At 65.4% G+C, this 15,158-nt stretch carries 12 protein-coding genes and 1 tRNA gene; 3 read left to right on the forward strand and 10 right to left on the reverse strand.

The features are described from left to right. Position 1: 1 nt before the first annotated feature. Positions 2 to 739 (reverse strand): energy-coupling factor transporter transmembrane component T family protein, encoded by a 738-nt coding sequence (locus RFA01S_RS10465; RefSeq protein WP_032407609.1) that lies wholly within the window; start codon positions 737 to 739, stop codon positions 2 to 4. Beyond that, a complete protein-coding gene (locus tag RFA01S_RS10470; RefSeq protein WP_238325133.1) occupies positions 736 to 2,766 on the reverse strand; it encodes an ABC transporter ATP-binding protein in 2,031 nt (676 codons plus the stop codon). The genes RFA01S_RS10465 and RFA01S_RS10470 overlap by 4 nt, the downstream gene beginning before the upstream one ends. 39 nt (positions 2,767 to 2,805) lie before the next feature. On the opposite strand from RFA01S_RS10470, the gene RFA01S_RS10475 reads away from it, so the two are divergent. After that, positions 2,806 to 4,062 (forward strand): MFS transporter, encoded by a 1,257-nt coding sequence (locus RFA01S_RS10475; RefSeq protein WP_032407608.1) that lies wholly within the window; start codon positions 2,806 to 2,808, stop codon positions 4,060 to 4,062. Positions 4,063 to 4,091: 29 nt separating this feature from the next. Here the strand turns inward: RFA01S_RS10475 and RFA01S_RS10480 are convergent, their stop codons facing one another. From RFA01S_RS10480 to RFA01S_RS10510, 7 genes are all read right to left on the reverse strand, one after another. Further along, positions 4,092 to 5,474, reverse strand: a complete 1,383-nt coding sequence (locus RFA01S_RS10480; protein ID WP_027495978.1) for a DEAD/DEAH box helicase — start codon at positions 5,472 to 5,474, stop codon at positions 4,092 to 4,094. 223 nt (positions 5,475 to 5,697) lie between these two features. Further along, positions 5,698 to 7,053: an HNH endonuclease gene (locus tag RFA01S_RS10485; RefSeq protein WP_139278427.1), complete on the reverse strand. Its 1,356-nt coding sequence runs from the start codon at positions 7,051 to 7,053 to the stop codon at positions 5,698 to 5,700. 106 nt (positions 7,054 to 7,159) lie between these two features. Continuing rightward, positions 7,160 to 7,235, reverse strand: a tRNA-Arg gene (locus tag RFA01S_RS10490). A 115-nt stretch (positions 7,236 to 7,350) separates the two neighbouring features. Continuing rightward, on the reverse strand, positions 7,351 to 7,977 hold the full coding sequence (locus tag RFA01S_RS10495) for an isochorismatase family protein (protein WP_162182896.1): 627 nt from the start codon (positions 7,975 to 7,977) through the stop codon (positions 7,351 to 7,353). Between the two features lie 152 nt (positions 7,978 to 8,129). Then, positions 8,130 to 10,601: an ABC transporter permease gene (locus RFA01S_RS10500; protein ID WP_032407607.1), complete on the reverse strand. Its 2,472-nt coding sequence runs from the start codon at positions 10,599 to 10,601 to the stop codon at positions 8,130 to 8,132. Further along, entirely contained in the window at positions 10,598 to 11,302 is a 705-nt protein-coding gene (locus RFA01S_RS10505; protein WP_174557235.1) for an ABC transporter ATP-binding protein, read from the reverse strand. Before RFA01S_RS10505 ends, RFA01S_RS10500 begins: the two co-directional genes overlap by 4 nt. A 74-nt stretch (positions 11,303 to 11,376) precedes the next feature. After that, positions 11,377 to 12,609: a PucR family transcriptional regulator gene (locus RFA01S_RS10510; RefSeq protein WP_027495984.1), complete on the reverse strand. Its 1,233-nt coding sequence runs from the start codon at positions 12,607 to 12,609 to the stop codon at positions 11,377 to 11,379. Positions 12,610 to 12,943: 334 nt separating this feature from the next. Here RFA01S_RS10510 and RFA01S_RS10515 point away from each other — a divergent pair, with 334 nt between their 5' ends. Then, entirely contained in the window at positions 12,944 to 13,849 is a 906-nt protein-coding gene (locus tag RFA01S_RS10515) for an acyl-ACP desaturase (protein WP_032407606.1), read from the forward strand. A gap of 103 nt (positions 13,850 to 13,952) precedes the next feature. Beyond that, positions 13,953 to 14,813 carry a universal stress protein gene (locus RFA01S_RS10520; RefSeq protein WP_032390787.1) on the forward strand — a complete coding sequence of 287 codons (861 nt, stop codon included), beginning with the start codon at positions 13,953 to 13,955 and terminating at the stop codon, positions 14,811 to 14,813. Here the strand turns inward: RFA01S_RS10520 and RFA01S_RS10525 are convergent. After that, complete coding sequence (locus tag RFA01S_RS10525) at positions 14,806 to 15,132, reverse strand: cupin domain-containing protein (protein WP_027495987.1); 327 nt, start codon at positions 15,130 to 15,132, stop codon at positions 14,806 to 14,808. The genes RFA01S_RS10520 and RFA01S_RS10525 overlap by 8 nt on opposite strands. Positions 15,133 to 15,158: the final 26 nt, after the last annotated feature.

Consider the following 15,158-nt stretch of genomic DNA (forward strand, 5'->3'; position numbering starts at 1 on the left):
CTCACCGCAGCAGGAAGCTGATCGTGATCGCGGCCGCGCAGGCCAGCGTCACCACCACCAGTGTCGCCGCGTCCGAGCCCTTGAAACGTGCCTCGGTGGCGGTGATCATGCCGGTGCCCCCGCGTGCGGTGATGGCCTCACCCATTTCGTCCGCGCGCCTGATGGCCACCGACATCACCGTGGTCACGATGTCGACCAGCGAATTGTCCGACGCACTGTTGACCACGGGTTTCGGTCGCAGCCGCCGGGCGGCGTTGAGGGTGCGCATCTCCTCGATGAGCAGCGGAAGCGACCGCAGGCTGAGCGCCACGGCGATCGCCCACTCGTCCACCGGCAGCTTCAGCTTCTTCAGCGGTGCACCGAGTTTCGACACCGCCGGAGCGATGTCGCTCATCGACGTCGTCCACCCGATCATCATCGATGCGCCGAGCAGAACGAACACGAACAGCGTGGCACGGAAGTACAGCAGAACCGCTGCGCCGCCGATGGGCAGATTGATCAGTGCTCCGACACCGAAGAGCGCCCAGATCCACCATGGTGGCCGAGGTAGAGCCGTGATCGGAATCTGGGCGATGACAGCCGCGACGATCAGCAGCGCGAACACGATGCCGAGGGCAGGCCACGTCGGAGCCACGACGAGGGTGATGCTGAGCAGCAACACTACGATGAGCTTGGTGCCCGCCCACAGTCGATGAATGGGTGAGAACCGTGGAACCTGGCGCAGTACGACGGTCGTCACGAATGCACGCTCCCATGAATCGAATCGGAGACGATGTGGCCGTCGGCCATCGTGATGGTTCGACTGCAGACGGCGTCCATACCGTCCACGTCGTGCGAGATGACCACGATCGACACGCCGCGCTCACGCAGGCCGGCGAGGACGCCGATGATGTCGTCGCGTCCGGGCGGGTCGAGTCCGGCCAGCGGCTCGTCGAGCACCAAGATGCGGGGTCGACGAGCGATCAGACCGGCCAGCACCACGCGTCGCATCTGTCCGCCGCTGAGCGAGTCGACGTCGCGTGCGGCCAGTGACCGGTCGAGGCCGACGGCATCCATCGCGGCCGACACTGTGGCAGAACCGGTTTCGGGCCCCGCGGCCGCGGCGATGTCCTCGGAGACGGTGCGCCGCTGCAACTGCAGGCGCGAATGCTGAAAGGCCAGCCCGACGTCGCCGACTCGCGACGTCATCGCCTTGCCGTCGAGCTGCGCGACGCCGGTGGTGGGCCCGGTCAGGCCGGCCATGATCCACGCCAAAGTCGACTTGCCCGAACCGTTTCCGCCGAGAACGAGAACTCCCTCGCCTCGCTTGACGGTGATGTCGACGCCGTTCAACGCCGATTGTGCCCACGGGGTGCGCCTGTTGTAGACGTGCCGCACGTCGCGTAGTTCGAGCAGGCGCGGGCTCGAATTGTCGTGCAGAACAGCAGCGTTGCCGGTCCTGGTCTGCATCCACAGAGTGTCGTGCTCCACCTGCATGCCCTCGTGTAAATGTACGACGCGATCAGTGGCAACAGTTTCCGAGACATGATGGGTGACGAGTACGACCGACATCCCGTGCCGACGGGGCAGTGCCGCGAGTAGCGAGACCAGATGCTCTCGGCCCGAGGCGTCGATCATGGCGGTTGCCTCGTCGGCGATCAGCAGAGCGGGGCGACGAGCCAGGGCCGCGGCGACGGCAAGTCGCTGCATCTCGCCGCCGGAAAGCGAGGCCGTGTCGCGAGCACCCATGCCGCTCAACCCCACTTCGTCGAGCAAGGCGTCGACGTCGGGGCGAGAGTCGCCGGGTGGCAGTCCCCATACGACGTCGTCGGCGACGCGGGTGCCGAGGATCTGACTTTCGGGTCGCTGCAACACCACTGCGGTGCCGCCGTACCTGCCGAGTCCGGTGGAGCCGGGACGAGTCACCGAGCCCTCCGAGGGTTCACGGCCTGCGAGGATGCGCGTCAGCGTGGATTTACCGGATCCGTTGTGGCCGACGATCGCGACGAATTCACCCTGTTCGATGTGCAGGTCGATGCCGCTCAACGCTGCCGATCTACTGCCGGGATATCGGTAGCCCACGGCGGTCAGGGTGACGGGCAGTGGCGCGATCTCGTCGTCGATGCCCGAGACGAACGGCTCCGGTGTGGGGATGGCCGAGAGGCGATCGAGGATGGCGGTGAGGATCAGCCACGCGAACAGAGTTCCGGTGACGATGCCGAATGCGATGGACCCGCCGACCCACCACCACCAGTTGTCGAGTACCGCTGTGCTGCTGCTGCGAATGACATCGGGGATGGCCTGCGGGGCGGATACGCGCTCGAACAGTCGGGAGATGCCTTCGATGGTGTTGCGGAGCGTCTCGAGAAACAGCTGCCGTAGCGGGACGAGGATCAGCAGCAACAGCACCGCGAGGGCTCCGAGTGCCGGTCCGACGATTGCCGACGTGAAGAGCACGCCGAACAGGCCTTGTTTCCGGCGCTTCGCCCGGCCGACCAGACCGCCCAGCAATGCCGCACTGGCCACGGTGAGCGCCGTCTGAGTGCCGGCCGCGACGAATCCTACGAGTATGCCCGCCACCGCTGAGGTGACCAATGCTCGCGTCCGATAGCGCAGGGCCACCACCGACATCGGAATAGCGGCGACAACCTGCAGAATCGCTGCCATGGGCACCAGCACGCCGATCACCGTCAGCGCGACGGTGAAGCTGCTCATTACCGCAGCGGTCGCCAATTCTTGCGGACCGAGGGGCCCGGACTCGGGACGGTGGGCAGCGCTGACGGTCACCGCTCCAGTGTGCCAGCTCGACTGAGGCACACTGTCTGCGTGACTTCCGAGATCGCGACCCGCAGGCGACTTCATCCGGCATGGATCGTCGCCGCGGTGGCCTTCCTCGCTCTCGTCGGTGCGGCGGGGTTCCGGGCCGCACCGAGTGTGTTGATGGTGCCGCTGCAGGAAGAGTTCGGTTGGCCGCGGTCGATGCTGTCGCTGGCGGTGGGCGTCAACCTGGTGCTGTTCGGTCTGACGGCACCGTTCGCCGCGGCGTTGATGGAGCGTTTCGGGATCCGAGCTGTGACGTCGACGGCGTTGGTCGTCGTCGCCGCGGGCAGCGCTCTGAGTGTGTTCGTGACCCAGGCGTGGCAGTTGGTGTTGACGTGGGGCGTCATGATCGGGTTGGGCACCGGGTCGATGGCTCTGGTGTTCGCGGCGGTGGTGACGAATCGATGGTTCGTACAGCGTCGCGGGCTCGTCTCGGGCGTGTTGACCGCGGGCAGCGCGACGGGGCAGTTGATCTTTCTGCCGTTGATCGCTCAGCTGGTCGACCGATCCGGTTGGCGCGCAGCATCGTTCCTCATCGCCGGGGGCTCGCTGATCGTGGTGCCGTTCGTGTTGCGGTGGCTGCGCAACATGCCGGCCGATGTCGGCGTGACTCCGTACGGCGCACCCGCCGACTACGTCCCGCCGGCGGAGGTGTCGACCGTGAACCCCGCGCGCGCAGCGGTGCAGGCGCTACGCGACGCGAGCCGAGTACGAACCTTCTGGGCGTTGGTGCTCGGATTCGCGATCTGTGGCGCAACGACCAACGGGCTCATCGGAACTCACTTCATACCGTCGGCGCACGACCACGGAATGCACGAAACCACCGCAGCGGGTCTGCTGGCGGTGGTGGGAATCTTCGACATCGTCGGGACGATCGCATCGGGTTGGCTGACCGATCGAGTGAATCCGCGGTATCTGTTGGCGGCCTATTACGGCTTTCGCGGAATCTCGCTGTTGTTTCTGCCGTGGTTGTTGTCGGCGACCATCCAACCGTCGATCGTCATCTTCGTGGTGATCTACGGATTGGATTGGGTGGCAACGGTCCCGCCCACGATTGCACTGTGCCGAGAGGTGTTCGGCGACAAGGGTTCTCTGGTGTTCGGGTGGGTCTTCGCCTCACACCAGATCGGAGCGGGCATCGCCTCCGTCGTCGCGGGCGTCGTGCGGGACGCCACCGGTGCGTACACGATGGCGTGGTTCGGTGCGGCCGGCTTGTGCGCGGTTGCTGCCGTGGTGAGCATCAGAACAGGAAAGCCCTCGTAGCGAGGGCTTTCCTGTTTCCGAAGTTCGGGTCAGCGGCTGCGCTGGCTCGTGGCCGGGCCTGCTGCGCGACGGCTGTGGCCGCCACCGCCGGAACGCGGCTGTCCACCACTGCGCGGCTGTCCACCACTGCGCGGCTGTCCACCCGAGCGGGCCGGGCCGCCGCGTCGCGCGTTGTTGTTGCGCGGGGCTCCGGTGCGGGCCGGTGCCGGCTCTGCCTTCGGTGCAGGCTCGACGTAGCGGGCCTGCTCGCCGACGAGGTTCGCCACTGCAGGCGAGTCGGCGGTGACGCGGATCGGGGTGACCTTGATGTCGGCCTTGCGCAGCAGCACTGCGGTGTCCTTGCGCTGCTCGGGCAGAACCACGGTCACGACGTCGCCTGCGCTGCCGGCGCGCGCGGTGCGGCCGGAGCGGTGCAGGTATGCCTTGTGCTCGGCCGGGGGATCGACGTGGACGACGAGCTGAACGTCGTCGACGTGGACGCCGCGGGCTGCGACGTCGGTGGCGACGAGCACGCGGGCCTGGCCGGAGGAGAAGGCCGCGAGGTTGCGGTCACGTGCGGCCTGCGAGAGGTTGCCGTGCAGGTCGACGGACGGGATTCCGGCGTCGGTGAGCTGCTTGGCGAGCTTGCGGGCCTGGTGCTTGGTGCGCATGAACAGGATGCGGCGTCCGGTGCCGGAGGCGAGCTGGTGAACCAGCTTCTTCTTGGCTTCGACGCCGTCGACCTCGAACACGCTGTGGGTCATGGCCTCGACGTGCGAGGTCGCCTCGTCGACGGAGTGCGTGATCTGGTTGTGCAGGAAGCGCTTGACCAGTTTGTCGACACCGTTGTCCAGGGTCGCCGAGAACAGCATGCGCTGACCCTTGTCGGGGGTAGCGGCGAGGATCCGGGTGACGACGGGCAGGAACCCGAGGTCGGCCATGTGATCTGCCTCGTCGAGGACGGTGATCTGTACGCCGTCGAGCGTCAGGTGGCGCTGCTTCATCAGGTCTTCGAGGCGTCCGGGGCAGGCGACGACGATGTCGACACCCGACTTGAGTGCGGACACCTGACGAACCTGCGAGACACCACCGAAGATCGTCGTGACCTTCAACGAGTATGCGGCGGCGAGGGGTTCGATCGCGACGGCGATCTGGGTGGCGAGCTCACGCGTCGGCGCAAGGATCAGTCCGCGCGGGCGGCCGGGCTTGCGGTTGCCGGGGAGTTGGCCGGCGAGGCGCGCGACCATGGGGATGGAAAATGCGAGTGTCTTTCCGCTGCCGGTCTTTCCGCGTCCGAGTACGTCGCGTCCCTGCAGTGTGTCGGGGAGCGTGTCGGCCTGGATGGGGAAGGCCTCGGTCTTGCCCTGGCTCGCGAGTACGTCTGCGATGGCCTGGGGTACTCCGAGTGCAGCAAAAGTCTGTGGGGTCGTCATTGTGATGAAAAGTGCCTTTCGGGCAGGGTGTTGCACCTGCGGGCCTTCGGGCCGAGATGCAAGGTGGCGAGACTGCCGGTGGGCAGTTTCGATCGCCGTAAGAGAAGCCTGTGCGGGGTGCACATGGTGATTCGGGAGCATTCCACGACGTCTGACGTGCAGTTACGCGCGTCGATACCGAGTGTAACCGAGTGCGGACCCGATCTCTTCCCGCGGTCGACGGTCACGCGGCGTCGGAGCCGAACAGTCCGTCGATGTAGACGTTCTCCGCCGGCGAGCTGTAGAGCTCGACCACCGGCATCGACGGCGCGCTCGAATCGTACGTGTGCCCGGTGGGTGAGATGAGCCTGTAGCGATGTCGCGCGTTCCGTTTGTCTCGCAGCGCTTCGGCCGTCCAGCCTTCGCCTTCTTTCGCGTAATTACATGCGGCACACAGGCCTGCGCCGTTTTCGGCGCTGGTCGCTCCGCCCGCGGTGTGTGCGGTGATGTGGTCGTGGTGCCGGATGGGCGCGTCGCACCACGGGGTGCGGCACGTGCGATCGCGGAGATCGATGAGGCGTCCCAATGCGGTGGGAAAGGCGCGGGATGTGGATTCGACGGCTGTCAGTGCGCCGGTTTTCGGGTGGGCATAGAGGCGACGTAATGCGACGCGCGTCTCATTGCCCTGCGCATCGTCGAGTGCGTCGCGCACGAGTTGGCGTGCGACGTCCGACGGGATGTCGCCGTAGCCGTGCAGATATGCGGACGTGTCGCCACCGGCGAGCAGGGTCGAATCCGAGATGACGATGTCGACGGTGACCGGTGGACCTTGAGCGGCCGATGCGCCGGTGACTCTCTCGAACACCAGGTCGGCCATGATCTGATCGCGGCTGCGTGTGTCGCCACCTGCGTTGATGACGGTGTCGGCGTCGCGCCGCAGGGTCGCCCACATGCAGACGGTCTTCTCCATCGAGGTGAGCGCGGTGAAGAATCCCATCGATTCGGGTGCGGGGCGCGTACTGACTCGGCGTGCGGCGTATGCCTTTGCGCGTCGCTTGACCTGGGAGGCGGCGTCCAGTTCGTTGGCGAGTGCGCGGGCGCGACCCTCGATGGTGCGATCTCCTGCACCGGCGAGGGTGGCGGGGTCTGCGCACAGGCGTTCATCGATGGTTCGGCGATCGTCGACGGTGAGACACGCGGTTTCGCGGGCGAGAATCATGACGCGCCACTCGTTGAGTTCGCCGGCTTTCAGGCGGGCCAGGGTGTGTGGCATTTCGTGAACGAGCGCACGAGCAAGCCCGAGATGAGTGCCGCCGCGGTTGGGTGACTCTCGTCGAGCCAGGCCGATCTGCGACGCAATTCCTGTGCGCCACTGCGCTTTCGGTTTGCCACGTTCACGACGTTCGGTGCTGATCACGGTTGCAACGGCATCGGTCACCACGGCTTGGGTTGCCACGCTGACGCACTTGATCGTTTCTAGAGCAGAGATGAGATCGATGCCCGCTGCTGCGTCGACGACTATGTCGGACGCCTGAAGACGTGCAACGAACCTCAACACCTCAGCGGATGTGAGCGGTGATTTCTGTACAGCTGTGACCACGAGTCCCTCCCCAGTACTCGAATACATGTTCGAATGTACGCCGGTTTGGAGGGGAGGGCAATAGGGCGGGGTAAGAAATCTGAGAGTGCGCGCCGAAAAGCGAGGCTGGTGCCCTCGGCAGGATTCGAACCTGCGACCTACCCTTTAGGAGAGGGTTGCTCTATCCCCTGAGCTACGAAGGCTGGTGATCGAACGAGTGCTCCAAAGTCCCTGTGCAACAAGGTCTTTCGATCAGTCGAACAATCGGGTTGCGGGTGGGTCGCTGTCGTACTGCACAGGGGGCCCACGTCGCGGTCGTCAGTCTAGCGGTCCGCACCGCAGATCGTGAAGCAGGTTCGCGCTGCTGGTCACTACACCGGTCAGTGATGCGATCAGATTCAGGGCGGTGCGGTGCTGGTGGGCGGTGTAATCGGCGACCGATTCGATGCCGACGAAGCACTGAATGTCGCGGGCAAAAGCGTCGAACGTCGTCGCGAGAATTCCCGCCGAGGCGAAGACACCCACAATGACCAGCTGGTCACGGCCTCGTCGGCGTAGTTCGACCTCGAGATCGGACGCGTAGAACGCGCTGTAGCTGCGCTTCGCGATCGGAACGAAGTCCGATTCGGTGACCGCCACGTCCTCGGCAGACGGGCCCAACCCCCACATCGGCCCCAGCAGTCCACGCTGTTCGATCGCCTCAGCCGCCCGCGGACCGCTCGCCAGAATCGGCACTCCGGCAGACCTGGCGCACGCGAGCACCGCCGACGCTTCTGCGGCCACCCGCGCACGAACCGAGGAGTGGAGCACGTTCAGGTAGTACGGCTGCATGTCGTGGACCAGAAGTGCCGCGCGCTCGGGCCGCAACTCCCACTCGGGACCACCCACACAGTCGCGCAGAGTCTCGACCGCGTACTTCTCTACTTCGACGCTGAATGTGGCCACGTCGGTCATCCTCGTACAAACGCGCGCGCATGTGCCAGACGCGCGCAGAGTCGTCAGCCGCTGGCTGTCTATTTCGCTCGCACCTGACAAACGCGCGCGCGTTTGCGGATCCCTAGGCCCCAGCACCGCAGAACGAGCCCGATCCCCACCACCTAATCCGCGGCAATAGCATCCACGATGTTCAGGCGTGATGCGTGCACCGCAGGCGGAGCTGATCCCAGCAGCGAGAGGCCCAACGCAACGAGTCCGTACAGCAGCACCGTCCAACTGGCGTTGTACTGCACTGGAATTCCGATGCTGGCACCGAGGATCAGTGTGCTCAGGTATTGCAGGCCGGCACCGATGATCAAGCCGAGCACGCCGCCGACGATGCCCACGGACAGTGCCTCCGCCAACACCATTCGTGCCAGCGTTCCTCGGCCGCCGCCCATGGCGCGCAGTACTCCGAGTTCACGTCGACGTTCGAGTACCGACAGCGTCAACGTGTTCAGCAATGCGACGGCAGCGACGAGTGCGACGATCCACTGCAGTGCGATGGCCAGGGCACCGGACTGGCGGATGGCCGCGCTGGTGCCCTCGAGTGCCGCGGCGCCCGTGTATACGAATGCCTCGGGCGGCAGCGTCGACCGCAGCGAATCCTGTACGGCTGCAACGTCTCCGTCGACGGTGATCTCGAGGTACGTCGCACCCGGGCGGTCGTAGAAGCGCTGCATCGATTCCAGCGAGATCGCCATCGTGCCGCCGGCGGCGTTGATGTAGTCCACGAGATCGAGCACGCGTACGTTCTGCACTCCGGTCGGCGTCGGTAGATCGATGGAGTCTCCCGCCGTCACTCCCAGCGTCGTACCGAGCGCCTTCGAGAGCACCACCCCGTCGCCCGCGAGCAATCCCGCGCGTACGTCTGCGGGGAGCGAGGCCAGCGTCACCGCGTTGCTCCCGTCGGCGACGCCTTGGATGGAAACCAGCTCGTCGTCGATGGTCGCGTAGGCCCACTGCCCTTCGACGACGCGGGAGACACCGGCCGTCGCCCGCACGGCCTCGTCTACCGCGGCGGGAACGATCGGGCCCGACGGTATGGCGTCGGGTGAGCTCATCGATACGTACAGGTCCGTGTCGGCGAGCGACGACAGTGACTCGGCGGCGGAGTCGGTCATGTTCGTCAACGAACCGGACACTCCCACACTGACTCCCACGGCGATGACGATGGTCATCACCGTCGCCCAGATGCGCCGAGGAGCGCGTTCGATGGTCGCGGTGGCGAGGCGTCCGGCACCACCCCATCGGCGGGGCACAGCGCCGGTGGCCCAGACGATCGGCCCGGTTCCGCCGACGCACAGTGCGACGACTCCGAACATGAACAGGGCACCGGCACCGAGGGTCAATTGCCCGTCCACGTTGACGGCGAACACGAACGATCCGGCGATGGCGAGCAGACCGAACACCGTGGCGGCCAGCGTGAACGACAGCTTCGGACCGCCGGTTGTTTCTCCGCCGCCGACCGCCAATGCTTCGATCGGCGAGATGCGATACACCTGAACGGCAGCCAGAGCGGACGCGCCGACGCAGGCCAGCACGCAGGCCACGATCGCGACGGGAATGGCGAAGCTCGGCAACACGTATTCGATTCGCGCATCGAATGCTTGCGACAGGAACGGTGGCAGGCTCTCGATGGCGATGCGGCCCATGATGATTCCGAGAGGTACCCCGACGGCACCGCCGACGAGACCCACCAGCACCGACTCGAACAACAGGTCGCGGACGATGTCGGCGCGCCGACCGCCGACTGCTCGGAGCAGGGAGATGGTGGGGCGACGCTTGGCGATGGCCATGTTCATGACGTTGAACACCAGGAACGCCGCGACGACGAACGCGATGAGGGAGACCATCAGCGTCGCATTGCGCGTCAGGCTCATGGCCTGATCGGCTCTGTCGGCCCGAAATTCCGGATTCATCACCGACACTCGGCCGGCCAACGCCGCGTCGAGGTCCGATCGCAGGTCGTCCCCGCCACCGAGAACGAAGATCGAATCGAGCTGGCCCGGCCGGTCGGTCAAGGTCTGCGCGGTGGGCAGCAACGTGACGGCGAACATGCCCCCACCGATGCGCTGCGTGCCAGGGCCGTCGATCACGCCCACTACCGCAGTGGGTCGGTCGGCGATCGTGACCGTGGCACCCTGCGTCAATCCCGTTGCTGCTCCGACCAATACGCCCGACGGGTCGGACAGCAGACCCGCTGCGCTGCCCACGGCACCTTGCAGATCGGACTGCAGTGCCGTGATCGATGAATCGACACCCAGTACCGTCAGCTCGCCGACATCGGATCGCACGATGCTGCGGAGCAGAGGTACCGCCGCATCGGCGCCCGCAACACCGCGTACGACGTCGAGTTCGTTCTGGTCGAATCCGGAATCGGTCACGCCGACCACTTCGTACTGCGCGTTGCCTGCGATCGACACCGCCAGACGTTCGACGGATCCGGTCAGCGATCCGTAGGTGCCGAGGACGGCGATGAGCAAACCCGCGGCGACGGCCACGACTCCCGCCGAGACCAGCGAACGCACCCAGTGCATTCGGAGGTCTCGGAGGCTGATGACGCGAAATCTGCTGAGCGCGGTACCGATCACCGAGGTGTACCAGCGGTGACGGTATCGACGCGGCCGTCGATCATGCTGACGACGCGATCGGTCGACCGAGCCGCCTCGAGATCGTGGGTTGCCATCACCACTGCCCGACGTCCCTCGCTGCCGTGGGCTACGTCGGCAAGAATCTCGAGGACGTTGTGGGAGGTCTTGGAATCGAGGTTGCCCGTCGGTTCGTCGGCGATCAGCAGCGCCGGGTCCATCATCAGGGCTCGGGCGATGGCGATACGTTGAATCTGGCCGCCCGACAGTTGCGCCGGGCGGTGTTCGGACCGCTGCGCCAGCCCCACCATGTCCAACAGCCGCATCGCGTCGGCTTTCGCCTTCTTGATGGGGGTGCCGTCGAGCAGCTTCGGGACGGCCACGTTCTCCCACGCCGACATGGTCGGCAGCAGGTTGAAGAACTGGAAGACGAAGCCCACCTGATGGCGTCGGAAATCGGACTGTGCGTTGTCGTCGAGGGTGGTGACCTCGACGTCGTTGAATCGGATGGACCCGGCCGTCGGGGTGTCCAGCGCGCCGAGCATGTGCAGCAGTGTCGACTTACCTGCTCCGGACGGCGCGACCAGCGACACGAACTGCCCACCGTCGATCGTGAGATCGATGCCGTCCAACGCACGGACCGGTTGTTCGCCGGTGGGGTACTCCTTGACCACGCCGGACAACTGGAGCTTCAACTTCGTCATGCATGATCCCCTGCTTCTCGAATACTTCCGACGCTACCTGCCGTCGGGTCGAGAAACCGGTCGGAGTTCTCAGATCACGCTGCGCCGCGCGAGGATTCGAGCCGTCTGGCCACCAGTGCCGCCTGGAGGTGGCGGATACCGGACGGACGAGTCGGGTCGAACCCGGTCAGTTGTGCGATTCGCTTGAGGCGGTAGTCGACGGTGTTGGTGTGCAGATGAAGTTGCCGGGCGGAGCGCTGACGGTTGAGGTCGTGCGAAATGTGGATCTCGAGGGTCTCGAGCAATTCGGGTGACGAATCGAGTGGCTCGAGGATCTGGGTGAGGTGGCGTCGACCCGGTCCGGGACGAGTGAGCTGGTACTCGAGCACCAGGTCGTCCATCCGGTACAACCCGGACGGGCGGTGCAGCTGATGAGCCAGGGACAGCAGTTCGTGGACCTGGTCTGCTGCGGTGGGAATGTCGGCTGTCGCAGCCTGCTCGGCGGTGGCGGTGACGGGGACCTCTGCGGCGGTACCGATGCGGTGCACCAGCGCCTCGACCCACTCGTCGTCGTGGACGCCGGGGATCAGGACGGTTCCGCCCTCGGTGCTGAGCAGCGACAGGGGAGTGCGTCCGCAGACGGTGGCCAGTTCGGCCTGCACGCGACGCAGTTTGCGTCGTGCAGCCACCGTCTTCTGGATGTTGGGGTCGTTCTCGTCGGGGTGCGGCGGTACCGACAGTGCGAGCACGAGGTAACTGTCGGCGAGTTCGATGCCCGACTGGCGGGCCATCGAGACGGCGTTGTGTCCGCTCAGCAACGAGGTGACCAGCGTGTGCGCGGCTGTGTGATGCTCGCTCGCCACCGCCTGAAGCTCTTCGACGTAGCTCTTGCTGGCCGCGATCGAGACCTTCTCCGACAGCAGCACGAACATGCGCGCAGCCTCGATCAACTGGGCGGCGTCGCCTTCTCCTGCCCGCTTGGACACCAGATTCCAACCGATCTGAATGCCCTCGTGGTAGACGCTGAGGACGGACTCGAGCGGGACACCCTCACGAGCCCATTGACTGGCCTTGGCGCGCAGTTCGGCCAAGTCGGACTCGGCAGGTGCGCGCCGCTCGTCGAGCATCTGCACGGCGATGCTGATGCATTTGACGGTGAATTCGGTGACGTCTCCGTGGAGTTGTTCACCGGGAAGTGAACCGCAGGGAGTATTGGCGGCGAAGTGGCCTACCAGGAGGCGCGCCACTGCGCGAAAATCGCGAAGGGGAGCCGAAGCAGGCTGCCCTGCGACCATGATTCCGAGGCCAGTCGAGTTGTGAACGGTCACAGATCAACCCTTCGTGTTGGATTCTTCAGGTTTTGAGAGAGCTAACGTACTCACGCGTAGAAACGCGCTTCCTGTCGTGAATCTATGCAACTTCAGCCGAAATGGCAGGTTTTTCAAACTTCGAGTTTGTTTCCTGGCCTCTAACAGGATCGATCATAGGTTGTTATCTACGTGTGATCCATGGTTTCGGCAAAACTCGTTGTGATTTATCTCGAGCGGGCCACGAGAGGCCTTGCGACTTGCCCTAAACAATGCAGAAGGCGGTCCCATCGCCTGCGCTACACGCCTACTTTGATCTCGGATCGGTCCGGACGAGCGGGGTGAGAGGACGAGTATGCGCAGCGACATCGGGCAGTTCACGGTTCTACGGGAACTGCAGCCGACGATCGACGACAACCTCGCGCGCCACCGCTCGACAGCTGTCTCCTGGCAGCCCACGGATTTCGTCCGGACCGAGATGTACTGGGGAACGCGTACGTCACCGCTGACCGAAGCCGCCAAGGCGGCACTGGTCACCGATCTCCTCACCGAGCAGAACATTCCGCTGTATCGGTGCGAGGTCGCGGCGTCGGGTACCGGCTCGTGGCCTGCCTGGCTCGCCGAGTGGAGCGCCGAGCGCACCCGGCATGCTGCAGCCGTCAGCGACTATTTGGTCGCCACGCGCAGCGTCGATCCGACGGCACTCGGTCGAGCTCGCGCACAGTGCAAGACGGTGGGATTCGACTCCCCGATGAACGGCGCTCACCTCCTTCGTTCTCTGGCACAGGTGACCCTCGACGAAACGATCAGTAGCGTCTGCCATACGAATACCGCGCACCAGTGCCACGATCCGGTTGCCGATCGCTTGCTCGGCCGGATAGTCGACGACCAGAAACTGCACGTCACCTTCTTTGCGAATCTGGTGTCGGCAGCGCTCGACGTCGCCCCCGCTCCGACCGTCACGGCGATCACCGAAGTAGTCATGAACGCGCAGTTGCCGGGTACCAACCTGCCCGGCTTCGGTCGGAGCGCCATGCTCATCGAGCGGGACGGGATCTTCGATCTTCGACGTCATCTCGACGAGGTGCTGCTGCCGACGCTCGCGCGGTGGCGCGTCTTCGAGCGGACCGACCTGGGCGTCGGTGTCCGCAGCCGCGACCAATTGGCCGACTACCTGGTCCATCTCGACACCCGGGCCGCGGCAGCCGAGGCGAACCGCACCCGAACTCAGGGGTACGCAGACGCGCTGCGCGCCAGCTGACGTGAGTGCATCACGCCTTCGGCGACCATTCATCGACTAGCCTGAACCCCTGTTCGTCATTCACCGAGCCACCGGGCTCGGGGCTACTACCGGAGGCCGACACGTGACAGGGCATCGACCGATCATCGTCGGCATCGACGGTTCCGCTGCGGCCGACAAGGCTGTGATCTGGGCGGCCCTGTGCGCTCGGCGACGGGATCGGCGATTGCACATCGTGACGGCCGTCGACATGCCAGGCGTTGTCGATCTGAGCGAATTTGCAGGCGAGGCAACGGAATTCGTCGCCACTGCTAAGTCGCGGCTCGCGGCCGCGGAAACGCTGGCCGTGTCGGTCGTCGACGACCCGACGTTCGAGGTGACCTCGAGTGCCGTCGAGGGCGGCGTGATGGACGTACTCATCGGCGTGTCGGCCCAAGCCGAGCTCCTGGTGATCGGAGCGAGCGAGACGGGCGCTGTCACACTCTCTCTGGCCGCCCACAGCGTGTCACCCGTGGCTGTCGTACGCGGCCGGGACATCGACGGCCGTCCCGTCGCCGAGGGCCCGGTCGTCGTCGGCGTGGACGGATCCGACGTCAATCAGACAGCGGTCGAGTGGGCGTTCGTCGAGGCCTCGGCACGTGACGCTCCGTTGATCGCGGTACACGTGTGGTCCGACGTGGATCTGACGCGCTCGTTCGGTCGCGCGCCTGCTGATTGGCAGGCCATCGCCGACACCGAGGAAGCGTTGCTGGCGGAAAGTCTCGCCGGGTGGCAAGAGCGGTTCCCGGAGGTCGACGTCCAACGCGTCGTCGCCCAGGATCGCCCCGTTCGAGTGCTCAGCGGACTGTCCGAAACGGCAGCCGTGATCGTGGTGGGTAACCGGGGGCGCGGCGGATTCGGGGGAATGCTGCTCGGGTCGACGAGCTTCGCTCTGGTCAACACCGCAGATTGCCCGGTGTTGGTCGTCAGGAAAGCGGTCACATAGCGACGGTCAGCAAGAAGCTGACGTCTTCGAGAGCTTCGACGCTGTGCCGTGCGTCGGGGATGACGAGGAGATCGCCGGTCGAGCCCTTCCAGGTCTTCTCACCGCTGATCAGCTCCAACTTGCCGCTGAGGACGAGGACGGTCGACTCGCCGCTGAGATCGTGTTCGGCCAGCTTGTTGCCTGCGGCCAGCGCCACGACGGTCTGCCTCAATTTGCGACTGTGGCCGCCGTACACCGTCTGCGAACTGCGGCCACTCGACGCGCCGACTGCGAGCTTGAGTTGCTGACGGGCAAGTGCGGTGAGTGACTTCTTGTCCATAGCCGCCAGTATGACGCACCACCCGC

Origin of the sequence: Rhodococcoides fascians NBRC 12155 = LMG 3623, from assembly GCF_001894785.1 — a bacterium.
Lineage (GTDB): Bacteria > Actinomycetota > Actinomycetes > Mycobacteriales > Mycobacteriaceae > Rhodococcoides > Rhodococcoides fascians.